General features: G+C 63.1%; 24 protein-coding genes and 1 tRNA gene. 7 read left to right on the top strand and 18 right to left on the bottom strand.

Annotated elements, in window-relative coordinates; all coding sequences use genetic code 11:
* Window positions 1-134: 134 nt before the first annotated feature.
* From X771_RS146190 to X771_RS146200, 3 genes are all read right to left on the bottom strand, one after another.
* The gene (locus X771_RS146190) at window positions 135-1,391 is read right to left on the bottom strand and encodes a D-amino acid dehydrogenase (RefSeq protein ID WP_023688912.1); all 1,257 of its coding nucleotides are present in this window, start codon (window positions 1,389-1,391) and stop codon (window positions 135-137) included.
* Window positions 1,392-1,484: 93 nt separating this feature from the next.
* Window positions 1,485-2,594: an alanine racemase gene (alr, locus tag X771_RS146195; RefSeq protein ID WP_031202828.1), complete on the bottom strand. Its 1,110-nt coding sequence runs from the start codon at window positions 2,592-2,594 to the stop codon at window positions 1,485-1,487.
* A 271-nt stretch (window positions 2,595-2,865) separates the two neighbouring features.
* Entirely contained in the window at window positions 2,866-3,378 is a 513-nt protein-coding gene (locus tag X771_RS146200) for an RNA pyrophosphohydrolase (RefSeq protein WP_023688910.1), read from the bottom strand.
* A gap of 47 nt (window positions 3,379-3,425) precedes the next feature.
* On the opposite strand from X771_RS146200, the gene X771_RS146205 reads away from it, so the two are divergent.
* Entirely contained in the window at window positions 3,426-3,890 is a 465-nt protein-coding gene (locus X771_RS146205; protein WP_245261401.1) for a hypothetical protein, read from the top strand.
* Between the two features lie 19 nt (window positions 3,891-3,909).
* On the opposite strand, the gene X771_RS146210 is transcribed toward X771_RS146205, so the two are convergent.
* The 5 genes from X771_RS146210 to rsfS form a co-directional block, all read right to left on the bottom strand.
* Window positions 3,910-5,091 (bottom strand): divergent polysaccharide deacetylase family protein, encoded by a 1,182-nt coding sequence (locus tag X771_RS146210; protein ID WP_023688908.1) that lies wholly within the window; start codon window positions 5,089-5,091, stop codon window positions 3,910-3,912.
* A gap of 183 nt (window positions 5,092-5,274) precedes the next feature.
* Window positions 5,275-6,600 carry a S41 family peptidase gene (locus X771_RS146215; RefSeq protein WP_023668701.1) on the bottom strand — a complete coding sequence of 442 codons (1,326 nt, stop codon included), beginning with the start codon at window positions 6,598-6,600 and terminating at the stop codon, window positions 5,275-5,277.
* 1 nt (window position 6,601) lies between these two features.
* Complete coding sequence (locus X771_RS146220; protein WP_023688907.1) at window positions 6,602-7,960, bottom strand: murein hydrolase activator EnvC; 1,359 nt, start codon at window positions 7,958-7,960, stop codon at window positions 6,602-6,604.
* Window positions 7,961-8,082: 122 nt separating this feature from the next.
* Complete coding sequence (gene rlmH / locus X771_RS146225) at window positions 8,083-8,565, bottom strand: 23S rRNA (pseudouridine(1915)-N(3))-methyltransferase RlmH (protein ID WP_023668699.1); 483 nt, start codon at window positions 8,563-8,565, stop codon at window positions 8,083-8,085.
* A gap of 62 nt (window positions 8,566-8,627) precedes the next feature.
* Window positions 8,628-9,005 carry a ribosome silencing factor gene (gene rsfS, locus X771_RS146230; protein WP_023668698.1) on the bottom strand — a complete coding sequence of 126 codons (378 nt, stop codon included), beginning with the start codon at window positions 9,003-9,005 and terminating at the stop codon, window positions 8,628-8,630.
* A 241-nt stretch (window positions 9,006-9,246) separates the two neighbouring features.
* Here rsfS and X771_RS146235 point away from each other — a divergent pair, with 241 nt between their 5' ends.
* On the top strand, window positions 9,247-10,098 hold the full coding sequence (locus X771_RS146235) for a mechanosensitive ion channel family protein (protein ID WP_023688906.1): 852 nt from the start codon (window positions 9,247-9,249) through the stop codon (window positions 10,096-10,098).
* 15 nt (window positions 10,099-10,113) lie between these two features.
* Here the strand turns inward: X771_RS146235 and X771_RS146240 are convergent, their stop codons facing one another.
* The 3 genes from X771_RS146240 to X771_RS146250 all read right to left on the bottom strand — a co-directional run bounded on the left by X771_RS146240 (window position 10,114) and on the right by X771_RS146250 (window position 13,585).
* Entirely contained in the window at window positions 10,114-11,394 is a 1,281-nt protein-coding gene (locus X771_RS146240) for an MFS transporter (protein WP_023688905.1), read from the bottom strand.
* 74 nt (window positions 11,395-11,468) lie between these two features.
* Window positions 11,469-12,101: a nicotinate-nucleotide adenylyltransferase gene (locus X771_RS146245; protein WP_023688904.1), complete on the bottom strand. Its 633-nt coding sequence runs from the start codon at window positions 12,099-12,101 to the stop codon at window positions 11,469-11,471.
* Window positions 12,102-12,304: 203 nt separating this feature from the next.
* Entirely contained in the window at window positions 12,305-13,585 is a 1,281-nt protein-coding gene (locus tag X771_RS146250) for a glutamate-5-semialdehyde dehydrogenase (protein ID WP_023688903.1), read from the bottom strand.
* Between the two features lie 78 nt (window positions 13,586-13,663).
* Between X771_RS146250 and X771_RS146255 the strand changes: the two genes are divergently transcribed.
* The gene (locus X771_RS146255; RefSeq protein ID WP_023668693.1) at window positions 13,664-14,149 is read left to right on the top strand and encodes a hypothetical protein; all 486 of its coding nucleotides are present in this window, start codon (window positions 13,664-13,666) and stop codon (window positions 14,147-14,149) included.
* A gap of 26 nt (window positions 14,150-14,175) precedes the next feature.
* Here X771_RS146255 and proB read toward each other — a convergent pair whose 3' ends face one another.
* Window positions 14,176-15,303, bottom strand: a complete 1,128-nt coding sequence (gene proB / locus X771_RS146260; RefSeq protein WP_023668692.1) for a glutamate 5-kinase — start codon at window positions 15,301-15,303, stop codon at window positions 14,176-14,178.
* Window positions 15,304-15,305: 2 nt separating this feature from the next.
* Complete coding sequence (gene obgE / locus X771_RS146265) at window positions 15,306-16,337, bottom strand: GTPase ObgE (protein ID WP_023668691.1); 1,032 nt, start codon at window positions 16,335-16,337, stop codon at window positions 15,306-15,308.
* Window positions 16,338-16,504: 167 nt separating this feature from the next.
* On the opposite strand from obgE, the gene X771_RS146270 reads away from it, so the two are divergent.
* Complete coding sequence (locus tag X771_RS146270) at window positions 16,505-17,368, top strand: endonuclease/exonuclease/phosphatase family protein (RefSeq protein ID WP_023688902.1); 864 nt, start codon at window positions 16,505-16,507, stop codon at window positions 17,366-17,368.
* 191 nt (window positions 17,369-17,559) lie between these two features.
* On the opposite strand, the gene X771_RS146275 is transcribed toward X771_RS146270, so the two are convergent.
* The 3 genes from X771_RS146275 to X771_RS146285 form a co-directional block, all read right to left on the bottom strand.
* Complete coding sequence (locus tag X771_RS146275) at window positions 17,560-18,147, bottom strand: GNAT family N-acetyltransferase (protein WP_023688901.1); 588 nt, start codon at window positions 18,145-18,147, stop codon at window positions 17,560-17,562.
* A gap of 132 nt (window positions 18,148-18,279) precedes the next feature.
* Complete coding sequence (gene rpmA / locus X771_RS146280; protein WP_015315190.1) at window positions 18,280-18,549, bottom strand: 50S ribosomal protein L27; 270 nt, start codon at window positions 18,547-18,549, stop codon at window positions 18,280-18,282.
* 99 nt (window positions 18,550-18,648) lie between these two features.
* Window positions 18,649-19,356, bottom strand: a complete 708-nt coding sequence (locus tag X771_RS146285) for a 50S ribosomal protein L21 (protein ID WP_023688900.1) — start codon at window positions 19,354-19,356, stop codon at window positions 18,649-18,651.
* Between the two features lie 367 nt (window positions 19,357-19,723).
* Between X771_RS146285 and X771_RS146290 the strand changes: the two genes are divergently transcribed.
* Window positions 19,724-19,813: transfer RNA gene (locus tag X771_RS146290), tRNA-Ser, on the top strand.
* A 107-nt stretch (window positions 19,814-19,920) separates the two neighbouring features.
* Here X771_RS146290 and X771_RS146295 read toward each other — a convergent pair.
* On the bottom strand, window positions 19,921-21,900 hold the full coding sequence (locus tag X771_RS146295; RefSeq protein ID WP_023688899.1) for an EAL domain-containing protein: 1,980 nt from the start codon (window positions 21,898-21,900) through the stop codon (window positions 19,921-19,923).
* Window positions 21,901-22,167: 267 nt separating this feature from the next.
* Between X771_RS146295 and X771_RS146300 the strand changes: the two genes are divergently transcribed.
* Window positions 22,168-23,214, top strand: coding sequence for a class I SAM-dependent methyltransferase (locus X771_RS146300; protein WP_023688898.1), 1,047 nt, complete (start codon window positions 22,168-22,170; stop codon window positions 23,212-23,214).
* Window positions 23,215-23,555: 341 nt separating this feature from the next.
* On the opposite strand, the gene X771_RS146305 is transcribed toward X771_RS146300, so the two are convergent.
* A complete protein-coding gene (locus X771_RS146305; protein ID WP_023688897.1) occupies window positions 23,556-24,449 on the bottom strand; it encodes an SDR family oxidoreductase in 894 nt (297 codons plus the stop codon).
* 126 nt (window positions 24,450-24,575) lie between these two features.
* On the opposite strand from X771_RS146305, the gene X771_RS146310 reads away from it, so the two are divergent.
* Entirely contained in the window at window positions 24,576-25,514 is a 939-nt protein-coding gene (locus X771_RS146310; RefSeq protein WP_023688896.1) for an AraC family transcriptional regulator, read from the top strand.
* Window positions 25,515-26,818: the final 1,304 nt, after the last annotated feature.

Raw genomic sequence — 26,818 nt, 5'->3', positions numbered from 1 at the left:
TTCTCGAAGGGTTGGGTGAAGGAGGCGTTTTGAGGGGCTGGCGAGGCTGAAGGAATGCCGTTCTGTAGCGATCCTTTACACCCCTCTGTCCGGTAGGACAGAGGGGTGCTGGCCGCCAGCTTTAAAAAGCACCCCTACCTCAAATACCGCTCCGGCCCCAGCTCCCGCACATCGATATCAGGCACCTTGCTGGAGATGATGTCGGACAGCACCTTGGCCGAGCCGCAGGCCATGGTCCAGCCAAGCGTGCCGTGCCCGGTGTTGAGATAGAGGTTGGAGAACTCGGTGCGGCCGACCAGCGGCGGCCCGTCCGGCGTCATCGGCCGCAGCCCGCACCAGAAGGACGCCGCCTTGAGGTCGCCGCCATCCGGGAACAGATCGCCGACCGAATGTTCGAGGGTGCGCCGGCGCGATTCATGCAGCCTGAGATCGAAGCCGGAAATCTCCGCCGTGCCGCCGACGCGGATGCGGTCGCCGAGCCTGGTGATCGCCACCTTGTAGGTTTCGTCCATTACCGTCGACACCGGGGCGGCGGCCGCGTCCTTGATCGGAACGGTGATCGAATAGCCCTTGACCGGATAGACCGGGATCGGGCGCCTGAGCAGGCGCATGAAGCGCGCCGAATAGCTGCCCAGCGCCAGCACATAAGCGTCGGCCGCGCGCGAGCGCTGGTCGGTGCCGACGCTGACGATGCGATTGCGGTTCTTGGAGAAGCGCCGGATCTGCGTACCGTACTCGAACGTGACGCCGCGCGCCACGCAGAGCTCGGCCAGCCGATCGGTGAACATCTTGCAGTCGCCAGTTTCGTCGCCGGGCAATCTCAGCCCGCCGACAAACTTTTCCCGCACGCCGGCCAGCGCAGGTTCGGCGCCAATGCAGCCTTCGGGATCGAGCAACTCGTAGGGAACGCCATATTTCTTCAGCACCTCTACATCGCCGCCGGTGCCGTCGAGCTGCTTTTGCGTGCGAAACAGCTGCAGCGTGCCCTTGGTCCGCTCATCATAAGCGATGCCGGTCGCCTCGCGCAGCGCCTTCAGCGTGTCGCGGCTGTATTCGGCGAGCGGCACCATGCGCGCCTTGTTGATGGCGTAGCGATCCGCGGTGCAATTGCGCAGCATCTTGATGAGCCATGTCCACATATACGGATCGAAGGCCGGCCGCACCACCAGCGGGCCGTGCTTCATCAACAGCCACTTGATTGCCTTCAGCGGAATGCCGGGGCCGGCCCAGGGCGAAGCATAGCCCGGCGAGATCTCGCCGGCATTGGCGAAGCTGGTTTCCAGCGCCGGCCCTTTCTGGCGGTCGAACACCGTCACCTCGTGGCCGGCCTCAGCGAGATAATAGGCAGTGGTGACCCCGATAACGCCGCCGCCCAACACGAAGATCTTCATCGCATCACTCTCCACGACGACTTCCGTCAGAGGGCCGCCGCCTCCTGTCTGCCGGATTCTGCGGCGTCCGCCAAGGGGCGGCGTGTCGCGGCTCTATTCGTTGATATAGCGGCGGTGGAAGCGGGGACCGAGACTGGTCAGGATTTCATAACCGATCGTGCCGGCATGACCGGCGGCGTCATCGACGCTCTGCGAGGGGCCCAGGAGTTCGACAAGGTCGCCCTCGCGCAGCCGGCCGGCCGGCAGGGCCGAGATGTCGAGTATGATCGAATCCATCGACACCCGCCCGACAAAGGGCAGTCGCACGCCGTCGAGCCAGGCAGCCGAAGCCGCGCGCCGGTGCCAGCCATCGGCATAGCCGAGCGAGATCGTGGCCGCGCGCAAGGGACCGCTGGCCAGAAACGCATGTCCGTAGCCGACGCCCGCGCCCTTATCGATGCCGCGTGTCTGGATGATCTTTGCCTCGAGCCGCACCACCGGCAGCATCGGGTTCGCCTCATCAGGCGTCGGATTGATGCCGTAGAGCGCAGCGCCCGGACGCGCGAGGTCGTACTGATAGCGCGGCCCAAGAAAGATGCCGGAGGAATTGTCGAGCGACGCCGGCGCCTTGGGCAGCATTTTGCGCAGCCGTTCGAACTCTTTGAGCTGCGCGTCATTGGCCGGATTGCCCGGCTCGTCGGCGCGGGCCAGATGGCTCATGACGAGGACGACATCGACGCCGGCGAAAGCATCGGCCGTAAGCGCCTCGACCTCTGCCGGCGCCATGCCCAGCCGCGACATGCCGCTGTCGACCTGGATGGCGGCCTTGAGCTTGCGGCCGGCCTTTTGGCCTGCCTCGCTCCACGCCTTCAGTTGCCCGGTGCTGTTGATGACGGGAACAAGGTCGGCGGCCACCGCTTCAGGTTCCGAGCCCGGCGGCAGGCCGTTCAGCACATGGATTTCCAGCTTCGGTCCGAGTGCGTCGCGCAGCGCGACACCCTCGGTGAGATGCGCGACAAAGAAGCTGTCGCAGCCTTCGGCAACCAGTGCCGCCGCCACTTGCCGCGCGCCGAGCCCGTAACCGTCGGCCTTGACGACGCCGGCGCAGCGCACGCCGCCGAGCTTTGCCTTCAGCCGCCGGTAATTCTCCCTGACCGCGCCGAGATCGATGGTGAGAATGGCGCCGGCCGCCGCTTCGCTGATCGTATCTTTGGCTTTATGCATCGCAGACCCGCTGAAGTCGGCGCTGCCCCTCATTGTCCTGCCGGATATCTCTCCCTATCCCTATACGGGGAGTTGAGGAGCGGTCGGCGTAAAGCGGACGAAAAGCCAACTGCTTGGCTTTTCGAGTGACGAAAGCCGGCAGGCGGGTGAGGGGCAGCCCATACGCTGCGCTAAGAGGCCATTGCCCGGCGTCGTTCATATGGGTCTCGTGGCTGCGGGTGTCCCGATCAATAAAGCACGAATCAGGTGCCGTGCGAACCGTCACATCCAGCTAGGCAAGATGACGGAACGCCGCCACCACATCCTCATAGACCTTGCGTTTGAACGGCACTATCAGATCGGGCAGGTCCTGCATCGGCCGCCATGCCCATTCATCGAATTCGGCGGTGTGGCCGCCCGGCGGCGGATTGATCTGGATCTCTCTGGTCTCGCCGTGAAAGCGGTAGGCGAACCATTTCTGCGTCTGGCCGCGATAGCGGCCCTTGAGGGCGATGCCGACCAGACCGGGCGGCAGGTCGTAGTTGATCCAATGCGGCGCCTCGGCCAGCAGCGTGACCGAGCGCATGCCGGTCTCTTCATAGAGCTCGCGCCCGGCCGCCTGCAGCGGCTCCTCGCCCTCGTCGATGCCGCCTTGCGGCATCTGCCAGAGCTGCGTGGTCCCGGCAAATTCGCTGTCCGGTTCGGCGATGCGGTGCCCAACCCAGACCAGCCCGTCGCCATTGAGGATCATCAGCCCGACACAGGGGCGGTATGGCAGCGTCTCGGGATCGATCTTTTTAGCCATCGGAGTTTAAAGCCGTTCTGAGATTCGCTCCGGCGAGGCAGTGGCGAATGATTTCGAGAACCGGAGCGGAGCGTACTCAAAGTAGGCTTGCCCCGGAAGCGGAAAACGTGGGTTCGTTCCAGTCACTGCCACCCGGCCCCGTTGCCGCCGTTGCGGTCGAATGGCAGAGTAATTCCATGAAAAATATTCAAATCATCGACGGCGCCTTGAACGCAACCTTCAGCGTGTTCGAGGCAACAGAGGAGGAGTACGCCGCCATCTTCCCGGATGGAAGAGACATGGAACTGGCCGAAGATTTATTTGAGCGGCTTGGTGAAGACGAGGCAGGTCGCGTGCTGGCGCCGCTTTGGGGTCGTCCCATCCTGAAACGCGATGTGCTCGGAATCCACGGCACCCTGTTCTACAACAACGAATATCGGCGGAGACACATCCCGCAATCAAAGCGCGAGGTCGACTGGGATGATGGTTCAATCAATCAGGCCCAGAGAGAGCTCTTTTCTCGGCATCGTTGAAAATCGCCACAAGCGCCGGTCAGCCCTTTTCCGGGTCGATGGCCACCGCCGAGATCGGCACGATCTCGATGCCGCGCTTTTTCGCTTCGACCGCCCAGAACGCCACGGTGTCGACGGTGAGGTCGAAAGCCGAGCCGATGCCGACGGCGGAGCCTTTCGCACGCGCGGTCGCTTCCAGCGCGTCGAGCTTTTTCAGGATGGCGCCGCGGTCCTGCACGGCGTCGATTGCCGTATCGCCGGCGACGAACGGCACACCGTCCTTCAAGGCGAGATCGGACGCCAGGCTCCGTGCGGACGAGCCGTCATCGATATAGGCAAGGCCGCGCTTGCCAAGCTCGGCCATGAACGGCCCCATCGCTGTCGCGTCGGCCGAAAAGCGCGCCCCCATATAGTTCATGACGCCGGTATAGTTGGTGGTCCGCGACAGCGCCCAGCGCAGATTCTTCAGATTGTCGTCCTGGCTTGCCGCCACTGTCAGCGTGTTGCGGCCGGGATTGACATTGGGATAGTCGAACGGTTCGAGCGGCACCTGCATGACCACCTCATGCCCGCTCTGCCGTGCCGCCTGCATCCACCGGCCGATGCTGTTGCCTTGCGGCGCAAAGGCCAAAGTCACTTCAGCCGGCAGCTTGGCGATTGCCGCCTGCGTGCCGGTCTGCGACACGGCAAGCCCGCCGATGACGATTGCCACGCGAGCGCCGCGCGAACCCGACCACGGCCGCGCATAGACATCGAACGGCCGCCGGCCGTCAGCGGCGCGAACCGGCAACGGGCCGGTGTCGCTGGCCTCGATCAGCGCCCTGTCGGGGATATGCGCGATCTTCAGGTTCTGGCCGATCGTCGACGGGTCGTGGATGACAATGGCTGCATTGGGCGGGCCGTCACCCTCCTGGGACTGCACATGGATGATCTGCGGACCGCTGGCCTTGGGCGTTTCCGCCTTCGGCGCTGCCGCCGTCGCTTGAGCAGTGGGTGCTGCGGCCGCGGGCTCGGCCGCCGCCGTCACCTTTGGCGTCGAGACCGCGATTGCTTCCGGTTTGCGGAACGGCTTCTCGCGCAGCGCGATCGCGCCGGAGATGCCGACCGCGGCCAGCACGACCAGCGTCGCCGCGACGGCGCCAGCGCTGATCCCGCGCGACGCAGCACGCGGTCGGACGGTCTGTCCGAGCGGGCGTTCGATGTCCTTGCCGACGTCAGCCAAGCCGCATCCCCGGGCGCGTGATCAGCGAAGTCTTTTCGCCATGCGCAGATCCAAAACTGACGGCGCGTCCCCTGCGCCTTTTGAGGCGCAGCGCCCAGCTGCCCCCGAATCAAACTGCCGGAACCTCACGGTCCCGGCAGCATTGCATCGCTTCGATTGGGCAGCCAGAGCTACCAGTCGATTTTATTGGTTAAGCACTGCCTTCTCCGGATTCGGCGGGAATGCCGGGTCGGTCTTCTGGCCGCGCAGCAGCTGTTCGGCATAGATCAGCTGCAGATCGTCCTTTGGATCCGGCGGCACATAGGCAGCCGAGCCCGAACCGGTATCGCTCTCGTCGGCGCCCTTGATGTGGCCCTTGAGGTCAGATTCACCGCGGGTCAGGTCCCTGCCCTGCAGTTCGGGCGGCAGCGGCTGGTCGACCTTGATGTCGGGCGTGATGCCCTTGCCCTGGATCGACTTGCCGGACGGCGTGTAATAGAGCGCCGTCGTCAGGCGCAGCGCGCCGTTCTCGCCAAGCGGGATGATGGTCTGCACCGAGCCCTTGCCGAAGGACTGCGTGCCGACCACTGTGGCGCGGCGCAGGTCCTGCAGCGCGCCGGCGACGATCTCGGAGGCGCTGGCCGAACCGCCATTGACGAGCACGATCAGCGGCTTGGCGCCGATGTCGTCGCCTGCCTTGGCGTCGAAGCGTGTGACGTCCTTCGGGTCGCGGCCGCGGGTCGAGACGATCTCGCCACGGTCGAGGAAGGCGTCGGACACGCTCACCGCCTGGTCGAGCAGGCCGCCCGGGTTGAGGCGCAGATCGAGCACATAGCCCTTGAGCTTGTCGTTCGGCACCTGCTTCTTGATGGTGTCGATGGCATTCTCGAGGTCGTCATAGGTCTTTTCGGTGAAGGAGGTGATCTTCATGTAGCCGATGTCGTTCTCGACCCGGAACTTGACCGCCTTGACCTTGATGATATCGCGCACCACCGTCAGCTCGATCGGCTTGTCGGCGCCCTGGCGCAGGATGGTCAGCTTGATCGGCGTGTTGACCAGGCCGCGCATCTTTTCGACTGCATCGTTGAGCGTCAGGCCGCGAACCTCTTGGCCGTCGATCTTGGCGATATAGTCGCCGGCCAGCACGCCTGCCTTGGCAGCCGGGGTGTCGTCGATCGGCGTGATCACCTTGACCAGGTCGTTCTCCATGGTGACCTCGATGCCGAGGCCGCCGAACTCACCCTTGGTCTGCACGCGCATGTCCTGCGCCTGCTCGGCATTCATGTAGGAGGAGTGCGGGTCGAGCGAGGTGAGCATGCCGTTGATGGCGTTTTCGACCAGCGACTTGTCGTCCGGCGGCGTCACATACTGCGCCCGCACGCGCTCGAAGATGTCGCCGAAGATCGCCAGTTGCTTGTAGGTCTCGGAGCCTGCAGCGTTCGCCGTCGAGCCGGGCGCGCCATAGACCAGGCTCATCGCTGACGCGCCCATCAGCGCACCGGCAATAAGAAGCGACAGTTTCCGCATCATTTCACGTCCTTCCAGAGAAGCGGTCCGCCCACCATGGGGTCGGATCGACGGGTTTTCCATCCTTGCGGAACTCGACATAGAGTTCCGGCGTGGCATTTCCATTCTTCGAGGCCGAGGTGCTTGCCACCCGGGCCTCTCCCATCGCGCCGACCGGCTCTCCTGCGAGCACCGACTGGCCAGACGCGACGCTGATTCTGCTCATCCCCGCCAGGACGACATGATAGCCGTCTCCCGCATTGAGGATCAAGAGTTGACCATAGGAGCGAAAAGGCCCCGCATAAAGCACATTTCCGTCCGCCGGTGCCGTGACGATGGCTCCCGATTGTGTCGCAACCATGTCGCCAAGCATCACCGCGCCGTTACCGTCATCGGCCCCGAAACGCAGCCTGATCTTGCCGGTGACCGGCAGCGAGACCTGTCCCTGAAGTGCCGAAAACGGCGCGGCGGCGGTGAGGCGGTTGCCTTCCGGCACGGGCAGCGAAGCCAGCTCCGTCGACGCGGTTGTGCCTGCATCGGCGTTATCGGCGTCCGGCTTATCCCTGTCGGCCGCTTTCTGTTCGCCTGCCTTGACGGCATCCGCCGCCTTGCGGCTCTTGTCGGCCTCAAGCGAAGCGATCAGCTCTTTCAGGCTGCCGGCCTTGGCCGCAAGCGCCTGGGACCGCTGCTTTTCGGCGGCCATCGCCGTCCAGGTGTCCGCCTCGAGCTTCTGCTTGGCTTCGAGCAGCATGGAGAGGCGTTTCTTTTCCGCCGTCTGCTCGCCGACCGCCGCTGTCAGCCGCGTCCGCTCGGCCTCGATCGAGGCCGTCACCCGGGTCTGTTCCCTGAGGTCGGCCAGCAATTTGTCGGTCTGCTGGCGCAGTTCGGGCACCACTGCGCCGAGCAGGATGGCGCTGCGCACCGACGACAGTGCGTCTTCCGGCTTGACCAGGATCGCCGGCGGCGGATTGAGCCCCATGCGCTGCAGCGCGCCCAGCACCTCGGCCAGCACGTCGCGCCGCGCCGCCAGCGAGACACGGATCTTCTGTTCCTCGCCCTTCAGTCCTTCGAGCCTGGCGCCGATATCCTCGATGTCCTGGCCGAGCTTCTGCTCGGTCATCGCCGACTGGATAAGCGCCGCGGTGATCGAGGCATGGTCCTTCTTGACCGAAGCAATGTCGGCGGCGAGCTTGGCCAGCCGTTCGGACGACAGCGTGATCTCGGCCGACACCTTCTCATATTCGGCACGGCTCAGATCGGGGTCGGGCGCCACGTCCAGCGTATTTTCGGCCCGCGCAAGCCCGAGCGAAAGCAAAACCACCGCTGCAGCGATGCCGCAGCGCGCGTGCCGGAAGCCCGTTCGTGATTTCCCGTTGTCAGCCATTGAAGCCCGACTCTATGCGTGGCTTCGTTAACGAACCATCAACCATGATCGAACCGAAGCCTAGCACAAAACAGCCGCGCATTGGGGCGGAAATCCGGACGATTGACCCTCGACCCACTGATTTACGAACGGTGGTAGGGATGTCCCGAAAGAATCGTTGCCGCCCGATAGAGCTGCTCGCCCAGCATGACACGCACCAGTTGGTGCGGCCAGGTCGCCGCGCCGAACGAGACCATCAGCTCAGCCTGATCGCGAATCGACTGGTCGTGCCCGTCGGCGCCGCCAATGGCGATGACCAGCGCCTTGCGTCCGCCATCGCGCAGCTGGCCGATACGGCTGGCGAAATCGTCTGAGGACAGGTTTTTGCCGCGTTCGTCGAGCAGGAACAGTGCCGTGCCCGGCTGCAGCTGTGCCTGCAGCTTCTGGCCTTCCTCGCGGCGGCGCTCATTGGCGTTCTGGGCTCGTCCCTCGGCGATCTCGGCGACACCAGAGAATTCGAACCCGATCGCCGGGCCGCTCTTGGCGAAACGCTCGAAATAGCGGTCGGCGAGCTCTCTCTCGGGGCCGGCCTTCATCCGGCCCACGGCATGAACTGCTATCTTCATCCCTGCCTCGGCGAGCTTTCAATCCATGTCGCACCCAGGATGGTTACGACATGAGACGGAGCTCAGTGCAAGGTCTCTTCCTCGAGGTCCGGCGCCTGCCACATCTTTTCAAGATTGTAGAATTCGCGGACTTCTGGGCGGAAGACATGGACGATGATGTCGCCTGAATCGATCAGGACCCAGTCGGCGCCGGACAGCCCCTCGACGCGCGCCGTGCCGAGACCGGCATCCTTGAGCGCCTTGAGGAGGTGGTCGGCGACAGCCGAGACATGACGGTGCGACCGGCCCGACGCGATGACCATATAGTCGCCGAGGCTCGATTTCCGCTGAATGTCGATTGAGACAATATTTTCGGCCTTGGAGTCTTCCAGACTGGCAAGGACTGTCTTGATGGCACGGGACACGGCGTCATCTACGCTGATCCTGGCCGGCGAAGGCATGATGTCAGCCTTCTTCCGCAATGCTGTTCTCAGTGTATTTCCTTTCGCAGCAAGAACAACCAAATCACCCACGAAATCAGGTGACACCCTATAGATAGGCAGAGTTCCCTTGCAGTTTCAAGACGGGAGGCCCTGCCACCGCGAACGCAGTGCACGACTTCCGGTTCCGGAGCCTTGAGAAAAATCGGAACCCATGGCCGCGGCAGGGGTTATCGACACACCCCCCAAACGGATTTTCCTGATGCCAATCGACCCCCAGAACACGCTGCTCACCGTGCAGGCTGGCCTTGCGCAACTCAGCACACTGATCGTTTCCTATTCCTTCTCCGCCATCGGCGCCATCATCCTGCTGGTCGTCGGCTATCTCGTCGCCGGGCTCGCAGAACGATCGATCTCAGCCGGCCTCGGCCATATCCATGGTTTCGACGCGACGCTGCGCCATTTCTTCTCGAAGATCGTGCGCTACGCCATCCTGATCCTGGTGGTCATCATGGTGCTCGGCCAGTTCGGCGTTCAGACGGCCTCGATCATCGCCGCCATNGCCATCGGGCTGGCAATCGGCCTGGCGCTGCAAGGCACGCTGCAGAACATCGCCGCAGGCATCATGCTTCTGGCGCTCAGGCCATTCCGCATCGGCGAATATGTCGAGGTCGGCGCCATTTCCGGCACCGTCGAGGAAATCGGCCTGTTCGCCACCAAGCTCCGCACGACAGACGGCGTCTATGTGCTGGCGCCCAATTCGACGCTGTGGAACCAGCCGGTGCGCAATTTTACTCGCAACGGTGTGCGCCGCGGAGACATCACGCTGAGCATCGGCTCCTGGAACGACATCGACCTGGCGCAGAAAACCATGCTGGGCGTTGCCGGCGGCGAGCGCCGCGTCAAGCGAGAGCCGGCGCCGATCGCCTTCGTCGCCACGGTGGGCGATGCCAGCGTCGCCATCACCTTGCGCTACTGGACCACGGCGGCGGATTTCTTCGCCACCCAGATCGATCTCACCAAACGCGTCAAGCAGGCGTTCGACGCCGAAGCCATTTCGGTTCCCGCACCTCCGCCGGAGGCTCGACAGGAAACTGCCGCTACCAGGCAGTAGGAGCTGTGAAACCGTTCAGCGCTTATCGTCCGGGGCGTAGGCGAGCTCCACCGGCAGCGGCGCCTGCGCCGACATCGGCGCGAAACTGCTGGTCTCCGTAGCGGGGACGGCGCGCGTGGTGGCCACTCGCCACAGCACGAACAGGCAGAAGACAGTGGCGATGACGATGGCCACATAAATGAAGGCCTGCGTGCCATAGACAGCCGACAGGGCCGTCACGATACCCGGCACGATGAACCCCGACAGCGACCAGGCAAACAGCAACGAACTCGACAGCGCCACCATGTCGTCCTTGCCGGCGCGGTCGGCGGCATGCGCGCTGGCCAGCGAATAGATCGATTCCGAGGCGCCGTCCCAGACGATGTAGATCACCACGAGCACCATCAGCGCGCCGCCGTCGAAGCCGATGGCCAGAATACCGGCGACGATGGCCAGTGCCGCAGCGCCGGCCAGCACGTAACGGCGATCGGTACGGTCGGAAATCCAGCCGAGCGGTATCTGCAGGATCAGCGTGCCGACGGGCATCGCCGACAAAAGCAGCGCCACATCGGCCTGGCTATAGCCTTTGGCCGTGGCATGGATCGGTGCGAACCCGGCGATCGCCATCGACAGACCGCCGACGGCCAGCATGCCGGCCACGCCGACCGGCGAGATCCGCCAGGCGCGGCCAAGCGCCACGGAGGCTGCGCGAGGTGGCGGCGGTTGAGCCAACCGCGTCATGCCGACCGGCAGGATCGACACTGCGGTGAAGGCAATGCCGATCAGCGGCGCCTGCGCCGTCGCGATGTCGACCGCCGCCAGCAGGGCATAGCCGACGCCAAGTCCGGCGACATAGGCGACGTAAAACACCGCCATCACCCGGCCGCGAATGGCGTTTGCGACGGCATCGTTGAGCCAGCTCTGGGCGACGATGAACAGGCCGCATATTGCAAAACCGTAAAGCGCGCGTGCCGCGATCCACAGCAGCGGGTAGGTGCCGGCGCCAATGGCAGCATTCGACAGCGCTATCAGCGCCGACAGCACCATGAAGGCGCGGGCGTGCCCGACGCGGCGCACCAGCGGCCCGGTCAGGATACAGCCGGCAAGCCCGCCGGCCGACAGGCCGGTGATGATCAGCCCGGCCCAGGTCGGATCGAAGCGCTCGACGCCAAGCCGGACCGGGATATAGGCGAACATCAACCCGTTGCCGACCGCGATCAGCGCCATCGACACGATTACGCTGGCAATGGCGATCACGGGCGCCGGCGGGGCGCCATGATTGGGGTCGATGTCGGTCTGGTTCACTGAAGTGGCCATATCCAGCGCAGCATCGCCCAGCCAATCGCGAAAGGCCGCCGTAAAAGCGACATCGGCGATCTGGTCTTACGGAGTTACCCCTTGGCTTGCTGGCGAATAGCACTCGATGACAGCGACGAGCGTGGGCCGTGGATGAAGGTCCAGGCCGGCGCCTTCATGCGCGCGAGCCGGGGCGCATCACCCTCGTCGACGCGGGCATAGTCGAACGTCTTGGCCACGACCGAGGACAGGAAGGACAGCGTCGCGCCCGGGCGGTCGATGACCGCGATGGGGAAGGTCATGACGATCTGGCGCCAGCGCTGCCAACGGTGGAAATCGCGAAGTGAGTCGGCGCCCATGATCCAGACGAAGTCGACGCCGGGATTGCGTGCCTTGACCAGCGCCAGCGTGTCGGCGGTGAAGCGAATATGATGCGCCGCCTCGAAGGCGGTGACCTTGATCTTCGGGTTCTTGGCGACCTGCTCCGACTGGAGCAGCCGGTCGCTCAGCGGCGCCAATTCCCTGGTGCTCTTCAGCGGATTGCCAGGCGTCACTATCCACCATAGCTGGTCGAGCGCCAGCCGCCTGAGCGCGATTTCCGCCACCAGCGCATGACCGGCATGCGGCGGGTTGAACGATCCGCCGAACAGGCCGACGGCGAGGCCTTTCTCGGCATGCGGCATACGGAGGTAGTGCGAGGGGATGGCGGGCTGAAGGGACGACAGCATGGTGCTAGGCACCCCCCTCTGCCCTACCGGGCATCTCCCCCGCAAGGGGGGAGATCAGCAGCTTCGGCAAAGGCACTTTTCCTGCAACGTTAGTGATTGGCGAAAGCGGAAGAAAAAGCTGATCTCCCCCCTTGCGGGGGAGATGTCCGGCAGGACAGAGGGGGGTGTCTGGGCTCAATGCCTCAAGCCCTGACGCGAATGATTCAAGGCCTCACCTGTCCCGACCCGCGCACGCGGTATTTGAACGAGGTCAGTTGCTCGACGCCGACCGGTCCGCGCGCGTGCATCTTGCCGGTGGCGATGCCGATCTCGGCGCCCATGCCGAATTCGCCGCCATCGGCGAACTGCGTCGAGGCATTGTGCAAAAGGATCGCCGAGTCGATCTCGTTGAAGAACCGCTCGACCGCTTTGGTATCCTCGGCGATGATCGCCTCGGTGTGGTGTGAGGAGAACGTCTCGATATGGTCGATGGCACCGGCAATTCCGTCTACCAGCTTTACCGCGATGATGGCCTCGAGATATTCGGTCATCCAGTCGGCATCGGTCGCCGGCTTGGCGTCGAAGAACAGCTTCATCACTTCCTGATCGGCATGGATCTCGCAGCCGGCGGCGCGTAGCGCGTCGAGGATCGGCACCAGATGTGTGGAGGCCACCGCGCGGTCGACCAGCAAAGTCTCTGCAGCGCCACAGACACCGGTGCGCCGCATCTTGGCGTTGACGGCGATCCTGACCGCCATGTCGAGATCGGCCGAGCGGTCGATGTAGAGATGGCAGATGCCTTCAAGATGGGCAAAGACCGGCACCCGCGCCTCGCTCTGGACGCGCCCGACCAGGCTCTTGCCGCCCCGCGGAATGATGACGTCGAGATTGCCGGAAAGCCCTTTCAGCATCTCACCGACGGCGGCGCGATCGGTGGTCGGCACCAGCTGGATGGCATCCTCAGGCAAACCAGCGGCCTTCAGGCCCTCGACCAGGCAGGCATGGATGGCGGCGGATGAATTGAGCGAGTCCGAGCCGCCGCGCAGGATCACCGGATTGCCGGCCTTGAGGCAGAGTGCGCCGGCATCCGCCGTCACATTCGGCCGGCTTTCATAAATGACGCCGACAACGCCGAGCGGCGTGCGCACGCGCTCGATCTGCAGGCCGTTGGGGCGATCCCAGGCGGCAATCACATCGCCGACCGGGTCCCTGAGCTCGGCGATTTCACGGATGCCATCCGCCATGGCACGGGTGCGCGCCGGATCGAGCTTCAGCCGGTCCATGAACGAGCCGGACAATCCCGATTCGTGGCCATTCGAGACATCGATGGCGTTGGCGTCGAGAATGTCCTGCTCACGCGAAATGATCGCGTCGGCCATGGCGACGAGTGCGGCATTCTTGGCGTTGGTCGTGGCGATAGCCAGCGGTCGGGCGGCGGCGCGCGCATTGCGGCCTATCCGTGCCATCAAACTGGCTACATCTTCGCCTTGGTGTTTGTTCAACATCTGACCGCTCCGGTGAAGCCTGGTGGATTTACACGCGGCCGGCCTTCGCGGCAATGGCCGCAAATTCGGGAGAGCAGAATGAAGAGCGCCGCAGTCTTGTTTGCTTTGGCCACGATGCTGGCGCCCACCGGCCTTCGCGCAGCCGATTACTGCGATGACAAGATCGAACTCGGCGAGAGCCCCGATGGCCTGGCCATGACCATGGTAGGTTCGATGATGTCCCTCGTACTCGCTGAGCGCTATTGCGGCGCGCTACCGACGCCGTTTTCCCAAATCTACGTCGTAGTTGAGGAGGGACATGGATGTGGGCCGCGTGTGAGGCTTGAAGCAGAATTCAAGAAAAAGATGGAGGAGGAAAAAGCGACAGACGCAATGATGGCCGACTCAGTCATGCACGACCTCATCGCAGACGGGACGGACCTCCCCCAAGCCGAAATGGATAAACGTGCCAAGGCTATCATTGAAGGACAGTTGGGAGGTTGCAGCAAGCTTCTGAAAATTCAACGGGACGTTCAGGAGAGGTACCGCAACCCGCCCAAATGGCCGCGTGAACCTGACAAGTAGCGCGCCGTCAATCGCAGGGCCGCGCCTCACTCGGCCGCGCCGCTCACTACCAGATCGTCGCGGTGAATCATCGCCGATCGCGCCTCGTAGCCGAGCACGGTTTCGATCTCGGCGGTCTTCAGGCCTGCGATCCTTACGGCATCGGCGGCATCATAGGCAACCAGCCCGCGCGCGATCTCGCGCCCTTCGGGCGACAGGATCGCCACCGTGTCGCCGCGCGAGAAATTGCCGCTGACCAGCCTGACGCCCGCCGGCAGCAGCGATTTGCCGGACAGCAGCGCACCGATGGCGCCGGCGTCGACGGTGAGCCGCCCGGCCGGTTCGAGCTGGCCGGCGATCCAGGTCTTGTAGCCTTTCACCGGATTGGCGCTCGGCCTGAAGAAGGTGGCGCGCTCGCCACGCTCGATCGCCATCAGTGGCGACAGCCTGGTGCCCGAGGTGATGATCATGGCGGTGCCGGCGGCGGTGGCGATCTTGCCGGCATCGAGCTTGGTGCGCATGCCGCCGCGCGACAGTTCGGATGCGGCCGCCCCGGCCATAGCCTCGATATCGGGCGTGATGCGGTCGACCACCGGAATGAATTTTGCATCGGGATCGCGCGCCGGCGGCGCCGTATAGAGCCCGTCAATGTCGGAGAGCAGCACAAGCAGGTCGGCGCCCATCATCGTCGCCACCCGGGCCGCCAGCCGGTCATTGTCGCCATAGCGGATTTCGGAGGTCGCTACCGTGTCGTTCTCATTGATGACCGGCACCGCCTTCATCTTGAGCAGCGTCGAGATCGTCGCGCGGGCATTCAGATAGCGTCGGCGCTCCTCGGTGTCGCCGAGCGTCAGCAGGATCTGGCCCGATTTCAGCGCACCCTTGCCCAGCGCATCCGACCATGCGCCGGCGAGCGCAATTTGCCCGACGGCGGCCGCCGCCTGGCTCTCCTCGAGCTTCAGCGCCCGTTTTCCGAGACCGAGAATGGTGCGGCCGAGCGCAATGGCGCCGGACGACACGACCAGGATCTCGGCGCCGCCATTGGCCAGCACCGCAATATCCTCGGCAAGCGAAGCCAGCCAGTCGCGCTTCAGGCCGCTGGTGCGGTCGACCAGCAAGGCCGAACCGATCTTGACCGTGATGCGCCGGTATTTTGTCAGCGACCGCGCCGTCATCGTTATCGGTCCCAGCGGGTCTCGACGGGAGCGGCAGCCCTGTCGCGCGCTTCGCCGACAACTGCCATCAGCGCGCGCAGCACCGCTTCGACGCCCTCGCCGGTGGCCGCCGACAGCAGCATCGGCGCGCGGCCGGCAGCGCGTTTGAGGGACGCAACCTTCTTCTTGCGCTCATCGGCGTCAAGGATATCCACCTGGCTGAGCGCGACGATCTCGACCTTCTCGATCAGCCCATTGCCATAGGCGTCGAGCTCGGCGCGCACGGTCTTGTAGGCCTTTCCAGGATTTTCCTCCTGCGCCGAGACCAGGTGCAGAAGTACACGCGTGCGCTCGACATGGCCGAGGAAGCGGTCGCCGATGCCGACACCCTCATGCGCGCCCTCGATGAGGCCCGGAATGTCGGCGATGACGAATTCGCGCGCATCGATGCGGGCAACGCCGAGGCCGGGATGCAGCGTGGTGAAGGGGTAGTCTGCGATCTTCGGCTTGGCCGCGGTGACGGTTGCCAAAAAAGTCGACTTGCCTGCATTGGGCAGCCCGACCAGGCCGGCGTCGGCAATCAGCTTCAGCCGCAGCCAGACATTCATCTCTTCGCCGGGCTGGCCGGGATTGGCGCGGCGAGGCGCCTGGTTGGTCGAGGTCTTGAAATGCTGGTTGCCGAAACCGCCATTGCCGCCCTTGGCCAGCAGGAAGCGCTGGCCGACCACGGTCAGGTCGCAGATCAGCGTCTCATTGTCCTCGGCAAACACCTGGGTTCCGGCCGGCACCTTGAGCGTCACATCGGCGCCCTTGGCGCCGGTCATGTTGCGGCCCATGCCGTGGACACCAGTCTTGGCCTTGAAATGCTGCTGATAGCGATAGTCGATCAGCGTGTTGAGACCGTTGACCGCTTCCAGCCAGACATCGCCGCCGCGGCCGCCGTCGCCGCCATCCGGGCCGCCGAACTCGATGAATTTTTCGCGCCGGAACGACACAGAGCCGGCGCCACCGTCGCCGGAGCGGATATAAACCTTGGCTTGATCGAGAAATTTCATTGGACTACGCAGTTTCTGTTGGCCTTGCGGCTTTGCTCTAGATCTTGCGCCTTGCTCTAAACCAAGGCGCGGCCAAGGGCGAGGCCGTTTTGCGACTAAAGCGCCGGATGCCCTTTTGTCGGGGACGCGGTAGCAGTGTTCGCGGACGGAGCTTGAGGGGCGCGGGAATGAAGGTTGTGAGCTACAACATCCAGTACGGTATCGGTCTGGATGGCCGCTACGATCTCGGCCGCATCACCGAGGCGGTTCGCGGCGCCGACGTGATCGCGCTGCAGGAAGTGACCCGCAACAATCCGAGGAACGGCAACCGCGACATGGTCGCCGAGATCGGTGAGGCGCTGCCCGAATCTTTTGCCGCCTACGGCAGCAATTTCGAGGTCAATGTCGGCTCGCGCCTGGAGGCCGGCCGCGCCATCACCACCACTTTCCAGCTCGGCAACATGGTGCTGTCGAAGACACCGATCCATCTGTCGCGCAATCTGCTTTTGCCGCGCAGCCGCAGCCTTGAGGCGATGAACTTCCAGCGCGGCGCACTCGAGGCGCTGGTCGAGACCCCGCTCGGCTTCATCCGCTTCTATTCCACGCATCTCGACCATCGCAGTCCGGTTGAGCGCGCCAGCCAGATCCGTTTCCTGCGCCAGCGCCTGTTGAACTATGCCTTCGAGGGCGGCGGTCTCTCCGGCATTCCCGAGATCGGCCTGCCGGACCTGCCCTATCCCGAAGCCTTCATCGTCATGGGCGACTTCAACATGCTGCCCGGCTCGCCCGAATATGTCGAACTCGTCGGCCGCCCGGACCATGAATTCGGCATGCCCTTGACCGCCGATCTCGCCGTCGACGTCGCCCAGCGCCTGAACACACCAGACGTCGTCACCTGGGTCGATCCCACGCGACCCGAAGACACAAGCCGCCACAAGCGCATCGACTACATCTTTACCTCGGCCTCGCTCGCCGGATCGCTGAAGCGCCTGTGGGTCGACCCGCAAGCGGTCGGTTCGGACCATCTCCCGATTTGGGTCGAGATGGGCTGAGTTGAGCCCGATCCACAACCAACGTTTCCAAACCTGTCGTTTGGAGGCACGCGCCTAGGTGTTGAGATTCAGGTCAGGCCCAGCCGAAAACACTGTCTTTCGAGAACCGGAGCGGAGTGTACTTAAGTACGTGCACCGGAAGCGCATAAAACCCGCGTTTGCAGGCCGGCCTCACCTGAATATCAAAACACCTAGAAATGCACCCAGTTTCGAAGACTGATCCAGGTCTTTCTGTCCAGCCGGTACCGCTCGACCGGCACCTGGCCGGCGACGATCGAGTTCAGCATGCCCTGGCCGGCATACTGGAAGCCGCATTTGTGGATGACCCGGCGCGAGGCCGGATTGATCACCCGCGTCGAAGCCTGCAGCACCTGGATCGACGTCCGTTGGAAGGCGAGGTCGACCAACGCGTGCGCGGCCTCCGTCGCATAGCCGCGCTTCCAATAGGGCTCGCCGATCCAGTAGCCGAGTTCCAGCCCGCGATCGGTCATGTTGAGGCCGGCGCAGCCGACGAAAATGTCGGTGCCGGCGAGCGTCAGGGCGTAGGCGATGCCGGCCCGGCGCGACCTGGTCATGGCCAGGAAGGCGCGTGCCTCGGCCTCGCCATAGGGGTGCGGCATGCGGGCCAGCATCTCGGCGACGTGACGGTTGTCGGCAAGCTCGACCAGTTGCGCGATGTCGGCTTCACACGGGGCGCGCATCACCAGCCGCTCCGTGGCCAGCACCGGGCAATCTATCGCGTAACTTTCGTCTTCGGTGTCTTCCGCTTCGGCAACCATTCGACGTCCTCCAGGCAAGAAAAAAGGGGAGATGGAAAACCCATCTCCCCTGATCCTTTTCCTGGCTCCATTCACTGGTTTGGCCAGACACCGGTTCCCGAGATGGGCGCCGGTTTTATAGTGCGGAACCGGCTACTCCGCGGCTTTGGTAATCGGGTTGACCGATACGTAGGTTCGGCCGTTGGCTTTTTTGTTGAAGGTGACTGCGCCGGTCTCGAGCGCAAAAAGGGTGTGGTCCGTGCCCATGCCGACATTGACGCCGGGATGCCAGGTGGTGCCGCGTTGACGGATGATGATGTTGCCCGGGATGACGGCTTCGCCGCCGAACTTCTTCACGCCCAGACGCTTGGAATGCGAGTCGCGACCGTTGCGCGACGAGCCGCCAGCTTTCTTGTGTGCCATCTAACTAACTCCGATGCGCCCTGGGGCGCTTGAATGGTCTTATGAACGCGTTCGCGTTCCGTTTCAAGTCCGATCCGGCGACCTTGTCGCCGGTTCGTTTTACTTCTTCGCCAGTTCCTTGGCCTGCTCGCGCCAGTCGTTGATCTGGTCGGTGCTGAAGGGCATGTGCGCGTCGATCTTGGCCACGTCCTTGTCCGACAGCTTGGCAAGCTGGGCGAAGGTGGTGATGCCCTGCTCGTGCAGCTGGCCGGCGGCAACCGGGCCGATGCCCTTGATCACGGCCAAATCGTCCGGCTCGCCCTTCGGCGCCTTGAACAGCGGCGCGGCGACGGCGGTCTCCGTCTTGGCTTCATCCTTCGGAGCAGCCTCGGCTTTGGCTTCCTTCTTCGCCTTGGCTTCCTTCGGCGCGGCCTCGGCCTTCGCCTCGGGCGCTACGTCAGCCTTGACTTCATTGGCTTCCACCTTGGCTGAGGCCTTCTTGGAAGGCTTGGCGCCACCCAGCAGGATCTCGGCGATCCGCACGGTGGTCAGAAGCTGGCGGTGGCCGATCTTGCGGCGCGAATTCTGCCGGCGGCGCTTCTTGAAAGCGATGACGGTGCGGTTCTTGCCCTGCTCTACGACTTCCGCCGTGACCAGAGCGCCATCGACGAACGGGGCGCCGAAGGTGACATTTTCGCCTTCGCCATGGGCGAGGACGCTGCCGATTTCGACGATATCGCCGACATTGGCTTCTAGCTTTTCGATCTTCAGGAGATCGTTGGCGGCAACGCGATACTGCTTACCGCCCGTTTTAATGACTGCGAACATTTTTTGCCTTTCGCTGTTCGGTCGGCCTCGATGAGCCGCGTCACGCGGTTCGGCCGTCTTTTTGTCAGTCTGCGGGTTCGAAAAACAAGCGGCGTGGAAGAACCCTCCACGCCGATTGCGCGCTTCCCCTAACCGAAGGTTCGGTACGAGTCAAGGCAAACGGCCGGATTCCTTGGCCATGCGGCCTCCTTGCCGCGCCCGATCCCTCTGGTCGAGACCGGTTGGCCTATCTGCCGACGTGGCCGCGGCGCAGCCCTCCCGGCAAAGCCCGCACAGGAAGCTGAATTTCCCCGCGGATTTGGCCTTGTAACCTGCCCGCCCAGCCGTTATCTAGTGCGCCGCGCCGGCAACGGCCGACCATGACCGCGGAGAGGTGGCAGAGTGGTCGAATGCACCGCACTCGAAATGCGGCATGGGTGCAAGCCCATCGGGGGTTCGAATCCCTCCCTCTCCGCCACCCGGAACCGAATCTGGGCGTAGGAGTGTCGCCCGAAGCTACGAAGTAGCGTAGGGGGACCGGAACGAAGCAGGATGCCCTCCGAAGCTTCAGCGTAGAGGCTGCCGCTAGGCAACGAGGCCTTGCCTGATCTGGTTTACCTCTTCGATCGGCACGGGATGCCCGGTGAGGAAGCCCTGCATCAAATTTACCCCCAGGCGCTGCAGCAATATGTACTGCTCCTCCGTTTCGACGCCCTCGGCGAGCACGACATGGCCGAGATTGCGAAGCAGCCCGACCATGTCCCGCAACAGGCTCAAGCCACGAGACGTCTGGCAATCGTGGAGGAAGCTGCGATCAATCTTGACCACGTCGAATTTGAAGCGGCGGAGCCATGTCAAGCCGGCAAATCCCGTTCCGAAGTCGTCCAGCCAGATCTGAACGCCGAGTTTTCGCAACCGCTCCACGTTTCTTACCGCTTGCGCCTCCAGAAAGATGTCACTGCCTTCGGTGATTTCGATGGCCAGTTTCTGGGGCGCAAGGCCGTGCCTGCCAAGAATCTCGGTGATCCGGAGTGAAAAGTTAGGAGCCTTGAGCTGAAGAACGGAGACGTTCACCGTCACGACCGAGCCCAATCCGTATTCCGCCATGTCACCGCAGGCTCGATCGATCAGCCACGTACCCAGTTCCACGATCGCTCCGGTCTGCTCGGCAACGGGTATGAATACGGACGGACTGATCATGGTGCCGTCGAAGTCGCATACCCGCATCAGACTCTCGTGCCCCAGCACGCGGCCCGACGCCAGCTCGCGAATTGGCTGGTAAGCGACAGAAACGAGCTGGTTGGAAACTGCCACCTTCAGCAGTTCTGAAAGATTTTCGCCGGAGCGATCCTGGCTGGTGGCGTGCGGGTCGTAAATCGTGAACGTAGCCCGACCGGCAAACTTGGACGCGTAGAGCGCGCGGTCAGCTTCCTGCAGCAGGATTCTAAGCTCTATGCTCTGATCGGCGCGCGTCAACGACGCCCCGGCACTGATCGTTACGATGTTGAGCTTGTCGCCCCGATCAGGGTGGTAGATATCCAAATCCTCTACAGCGCGACAGAATTTCTTCGTTATCTCATGAAGGTGAGCCCGCCCGGTGACCTTGCAGAGAATGACGAATTCTTCTCCGCCATAGCGGGCCGCGATGGCGTTGTTGGCAGCCGCCATCTCGGAGAGGACATGGGCGAGTTTGATCAGGCAATCGTCGCCGGCCTGATGACCAAGTCCGTCATTGAACCTTTTGAAGTAGTCGACGTCGATCAGAATGAGCCCTATCTCGTCGTCGTCCGCGGCCCAGTCTTCGCGCAGCTCCGAGAATTCTCGAATGATCGCCCTGCGGTTCTTCATTCCCGTGAGCGGATCGGTGTCGGCGATTTCGGTTAGCTTTTGCCCCTTCTTGATAGCAGCCTGCTCCTGGAATTGTGCCCGAAGCGCGTGCAGGAAGGTCTGGTAACGCTCCAGGCTCAGCCGCCACGAAAGATAAAGCGACAAGACGAGGCAGTTCACGAAATAGGCCGACAACACGACCCGACCGGCGATGTCGGCCTGAAGGGAGAACATCGCGGCGTACACAAAGCTTGCGGCGACCGTCGCGGAGGCAAGGGCTGAAAGCCAAAAACGGAAGTTGAAGAACAGATTCGCACCCAGGATGAACACGGTGCCAAAAACCATGAAATGGGAGAGGGCATCCTGATGCTCTGTTCCAACAGCGGAGACGAGCCACCCAAGGGCACCGGATACAATCGCCAGCGCTGCTACAAGGTGCAAGGTGGCAAGGGCAAAGCCCCGTCGGGCGACAAATTCGACAAGCGCCAGGGAAGTGATCCCTAGCGTAACGCGCGTCAAAACAAGCCGGCCGGCGATATCCGGAAAAAGAAACCAATCGAAAAGGCCATAGGCCACATAGCTGAATACAGCAGCCGCAATACCCCATCGCACAAGACTGCGATTCTCATCGGCATCCTTCTGCAGGAACAGTGCCAGCAGTTCCGGATCGGCGGAATGCCACCGCGGACGTCCAATCGCTGCCGCCACCTTCTGGGCAACGTCCTCGCTCAGTTGCATCGCAACGCTCCTCCGCGATCTGCAGTAGCGAATGCAACAGCCGACGTCGCCTGCGGTCGGGGAATGAAGACGCCCCTGTCCGCAGGAAAAGTCAGATGTCGCTAACCGAGGGTAAACGGGTGGTTCGGATTTAGCCAGTTTTGCAGAATTGATGGCCGCTCCATCGACTAAAATTTTATTAAAATTTTATTAAAATTGTTAGCATTGGTTGGCGGCGCACCTATGCTGCTGGCCGGGGACCGGGGCGGTAACCGGAGAGTAAACGGCATGCCTATCAAGCCAAAACTGCAGCTCGACCAATACAGCCTGGTCACCACCAGGCTGATGAAGAAACATGTTGCGACCTCCGAAGAGGCAGCTGACTCCGACGAGTTGAGGGACAGCACGGCCCAGCTCGCCCTGATACTGGACCTTGCTCATCAAGCCTTTGCGCGACACAAACCGGCCGCCCCCATTGTCCATCGTTTGGCGGGGCGACTCCACAAGCTCCGCCGGCAGGTTGCTCCCGCGGTTTGGCAGAAACTCGTTCCTTTGGCTCAGCAGCATCGGGTTGCGGAATATTTGCTCCAGGACCCGTTCACGCGGTGGTCGGTCGAAAAACCGCGCGGGTATTCGGGCGATGCAGGCCTGCTGGATATTTACTACAAGCATCCGATCGCCGACGAGATCGTGGCCTCGTCGACCTTACTTGGTCGGGAAATCTATGCGTACACCAGTGAAGCTGCCAGTTCGGTGGCGGGGCGCGAGCGGCGGGATATTCTGGCCAGGACCGTGGACGAGACAGCCAGCAGTGTGGAAAAGGCTGAGGTGCTGGCGATTGCATGCGGCCACCTCAGGGAAGCCGAACGCTCCGACGCGTTGGCCAGGCATAAACTGCAACGTTGGATCGGCCTGGATCAGGACCCCGTCAGCGTAGCCACGGTGAACCACGACTTTGCCGGCACGGCAGTCGAGGCAGTCCAGGGTTCCGTACGCGGCATCCTGCGCCGCGCCTACGCCCTTGGCACATTCGATCTCGTCTACGCATCGGGGCTTTACGATTACCTGCCCCGTGCCATCGGCGTCCGCCTGCTTCAAAGAGCCATGGAACTCGTCAAGCCCGGTGGCGAATTCCTGTTTGCCAATTTCAGCGACGAGATAACGACGGATGGTTACATGGAGACTTTCATGGATTGGCCGCTCATCCTACGTTCGGCCGACGATATGTGGGACATCATCAATGCCGCGCTCGGCGGGAGTCCTTTCGACGCGAAAGTCTACTATGGCTCGAACCGGAATATCGTTTACGGCAGGGTGAGGAAGGGCGATCTCTAACTAGGCGCGGGAATCGCGCGCGCAAGATCGGAAGAGCACACGTCTNGAGGAAGGGCGATCTCTAACTAGGCGCGGGAATCGCGCGCGCATCCCCGTAACAAGGTAGGTCTGCCATGACGAGGCCATGCCTTCGCCGGCTTTCCGGCGACGGGCGAGCAGGTCGTCCGGGCTGCGGGCGGCCTACGCCGTGTTCGTTCTGCTTGCCGCCATACAGATGTGGCGGCGGTTCCAGCAGCACGACGGTGCTGCCCGCTCGGCGGGCTGCGTCTGGCCGTGTTGCTGGCACTGCCGCTGATCGCCAGGCTGTCGGTCGTGCAATGCAACGCGACTGGCCGGCCTGATCAGGCCTCGAAATAGCGGGCACGATCGAGATCGGCGATGAGCCCCGGCCCGGTCGGCTGCCATCCCAGCGCAGTGCGGGTCTGCTCACTTGACGCCGACAAGTCCCTGCCGATGAAATGCCCGAGAAAGCCGAAATGCGCAGCCGCGTCCTCGGGGCCTATGGAAACGACCGGCAGGCCGAGCCGGCGGCCGATGATCTCGGCGATCTCTTTGCTCGCCACGCCCTGTTCGGCAACCGCATGATAGCTGACGCCGCCCGCCCCCTTCTCCACCGCCAGCCTGTACAGGCTGGCGGCGTCGAACCGGTGCACCGCCGCCCAGCAATTTGCGCCGTCGCCGACATAGGCCGAGAGGCCCTTTTCACGCGCAATGGCAATCAGCATCGGCACGAAACCGTGATCGCCCTCGCCATGGACGGTCGGCGCCAGCCGCACCGTCGATGCGCGCACCCCGCGCGCTGCGAGCGCCACGGCCGTTGCTTCCGAAGCGCGCGGCATGGCGGCCGATGGAGGCGCGGGTTTGTCGTCTTCGGTTGCCGGCCTTCCTTGCGCAAAACCGGCGAGGCCGGAGGTGACAAGCAGCGACCGCTCGGAACCCTCGAGCGCCGCGCCGAGCGTTTCGATGGCGCGCTGGTCCGCTGCGCAACTGGCGGCGAATCTCGAAAAGTCGTGGTTGAAGGCCGTGTGGATGACGCCATCCGATTGGGCAGCGCCGCTGCGCAGGCTGTCGAGATCCTCGATATCGCCGCGATGCGCCTCGGCACCCGCGGCCACGATCGACTCCGCACCTGCTTCCGACCGCGCGAGGCCAAGCACCTGATGGCCCGCCCCGAGCAATTCCCTCACAACAGCCGAACCGACAAAACCGGTAGCCCCGGTAACGAACACACGCATGATGATTTCTCCTTGTTTTCGTCGATGACTGCACAAAGCAGCCGTTGCCGAAGGAGATAGAAGGTTGAGATCATACGATCTATGCGGTAAAATCCGAGATATCTTCGCAATCGTCCGAGAACCCTCATGGATCCGCTGTCAGACGTGCTGTCGCTGCTGAAGCCGCGCAATTACCTGTCCGCCGGCCTGGAAGCCGGTGGCGACTGGGCGATCCAGTTTCCCGACCAGCAGGCCGCCATCAAATGCGGCGCCGTGGTGTCCGGCCGATGCTGGCTGTCGGTCGAGGGCGTCCCTGACGCGGTGCGGCTGGATGTGGGCGACTGCTTCCTGTTGCCGCGCGGCCGGCCTTTCCGCCTTGCCAGCGATCTCGGCCTGCCGACGGTCGATGCCCGAACGATCTTTTCACCGGCGCGCACCGGCGGCATCACCGTCCATAATGGCGGCCGCGATTTCCTCCTGGTCAGCAGTCGCTTCACGTTGTCCGGCGACCATGCCGGCATCCTGTTGCGGATGCTGCCGCCCATCGTCCACATCCGCGGCGAGAGCGACCATTCGGCGCTTCGCTGGCCGGTGGAGCGGATGATGCAGGAATTGCGCCAGCGGCGTCCCGGCGGCTTTCTCATCGTCGAGCACCTCGCCCACATGATCCTGATCGAGGCCTTGCGCCTGCATATGACCGCGCAAGGCAATGTCGGCTGGCTGTTCGCACTGACCGACAGGCAGATCGGCGCGGCGATCGGCGCCATGCACGAAGACCCTGCACATGGCTGGACGCTGCAGCAACTTGCGGAGCGCGCTAACATGTCGCGATCGACTTTTGCGCTCAGATTCAAGCAGACGGTCGGGGCCTCACCTCTGGATTATTTGACGCGATGGCGCATGATGCTCGCCGGCGACCGACTGATGCATTCCGGCGATCCGGTTTCCGTCATCGCGCTGGCGCTCGGCTACGAATCCGAAAGCGCCTTCAGCACGGCATTCAAGCGCGTCATGGGCTGTTCGCCGCGGCAGTACAGCCGCCGGGAGCCGGACCTGACTGCGCAGGCCGAACGCGAAGCCGCCTGAGGCGGCGATCCGATCGCCCTTGATCACCTTGCCCTTAAAGGCTGTAGCGCGAACGAAACTCGGTGAACGACATCGCCAGATGGTTCTCGTCCGCATGGCCGGTGATTCCGTCCACACTGCGCGAGTCGAGTTGTAGCGGGCGAGCCAGAGCGGACAATTGCCGAAGCCGCTCGGATTTCCCAGCGCGCTTCGACCGCTGCGGCCCTTCTGCTCAGACCGATCCCTTGCTTGCTCCATGGCATGCGCTTGACAATCGACTGATTCGCAACCCTTCGGGAATATAAGTATTCCAGTTAACTTAGGGATAATCGGCAGCAGGAACTAGATTTCAGACGCTCAATTGGCACGAGCAAAATCGCGTTTTTCATGCTTTCAGAATGACTTGCTCGCGTGCTGGCGGTTAACCGGCACCAACTTCTCCGATTCCTTGCCTCTACGGCTGGGTAGCGCAATAGGGTTAATTGCGCGATTGCTAATATGCCTATATCTTAGGCGGCGCGGGGGGCCTCATATCTTCCCGCAGTGGCCGGTGCGGTGAAGCCCCACAAGCATGCCCAACCTGCACCGGCCATTCCCTATGGCTGGGTATGGTGTTCCCGCTCGGCAATCTTTTCCAAGAGCTTCCGTGAAGCCTCTAGGACGCGTCGCGTTTCGGCGATGGTCGATTGCAGGGAGTCCAGTTGGCTCTCCGCTCGGAGCTGGCTACGGCGGGCGCTTTCAATGAACTGGTGGTCAGGTTCCCACCGGTCTTTCATCGGGCTTAGCCTCTCTACAGACGAACGAACTTGTCGAGATCCAGGCGTATCCGCTGGCCCTCAGCATAGGACAGCGCAAACGATTCAATCACGAATGATCGGGTAATTTCCTGGTCTTCCTTGGCCACACGAACGGACCCATTCGCCGCCGGCTTCGACCACTTCCACGCAAGGCAATGCTTTGCGGATTGGACCCACGTTATCCACCACAGCCTCCTACGAAAAGCAATGGTAACGTCGAGTTCTATACTCCCGTCGAAAGCGGGTTTTCAACAACAAAGATGGTCTGAATCATACCATTCGGCTCAGCGGATAGCGGCTGCCAACGTAGCGTCTCCAAGGCCAAGAAAACCGCCACCCGCGCGCAACAGCGGGTTCCATAGTCACGGCTCCATCCGAAGAATCGACCGCATAGATTCAGGAATGTGTGTTGTCGTCACGGTTCCATACAATTTGGAAGGCCATTCCCCTACGGCAGGGTAGCGCCAAAATGAAAGGATAAGCGGGCGGGCAAGTTGAAGGCGTACTGATGCCGGATCGGGCTTTGGT

Origin of the sequence: Mesorhizobium sp. LSJC269B00 (assembly GCF_000502815.1) — a bacterium.
Lineage (GTDB): Bacteria > Pseudomonadota > Alphaproteobacteria > Rhizobiales > Rhizobiaceae > Mesorhizobium.
The sequence above is the reverse complement of the archived record's forward strand: the minus strand, read 5'-3'. Positions and strand labels throughout refer to the sequence as shown.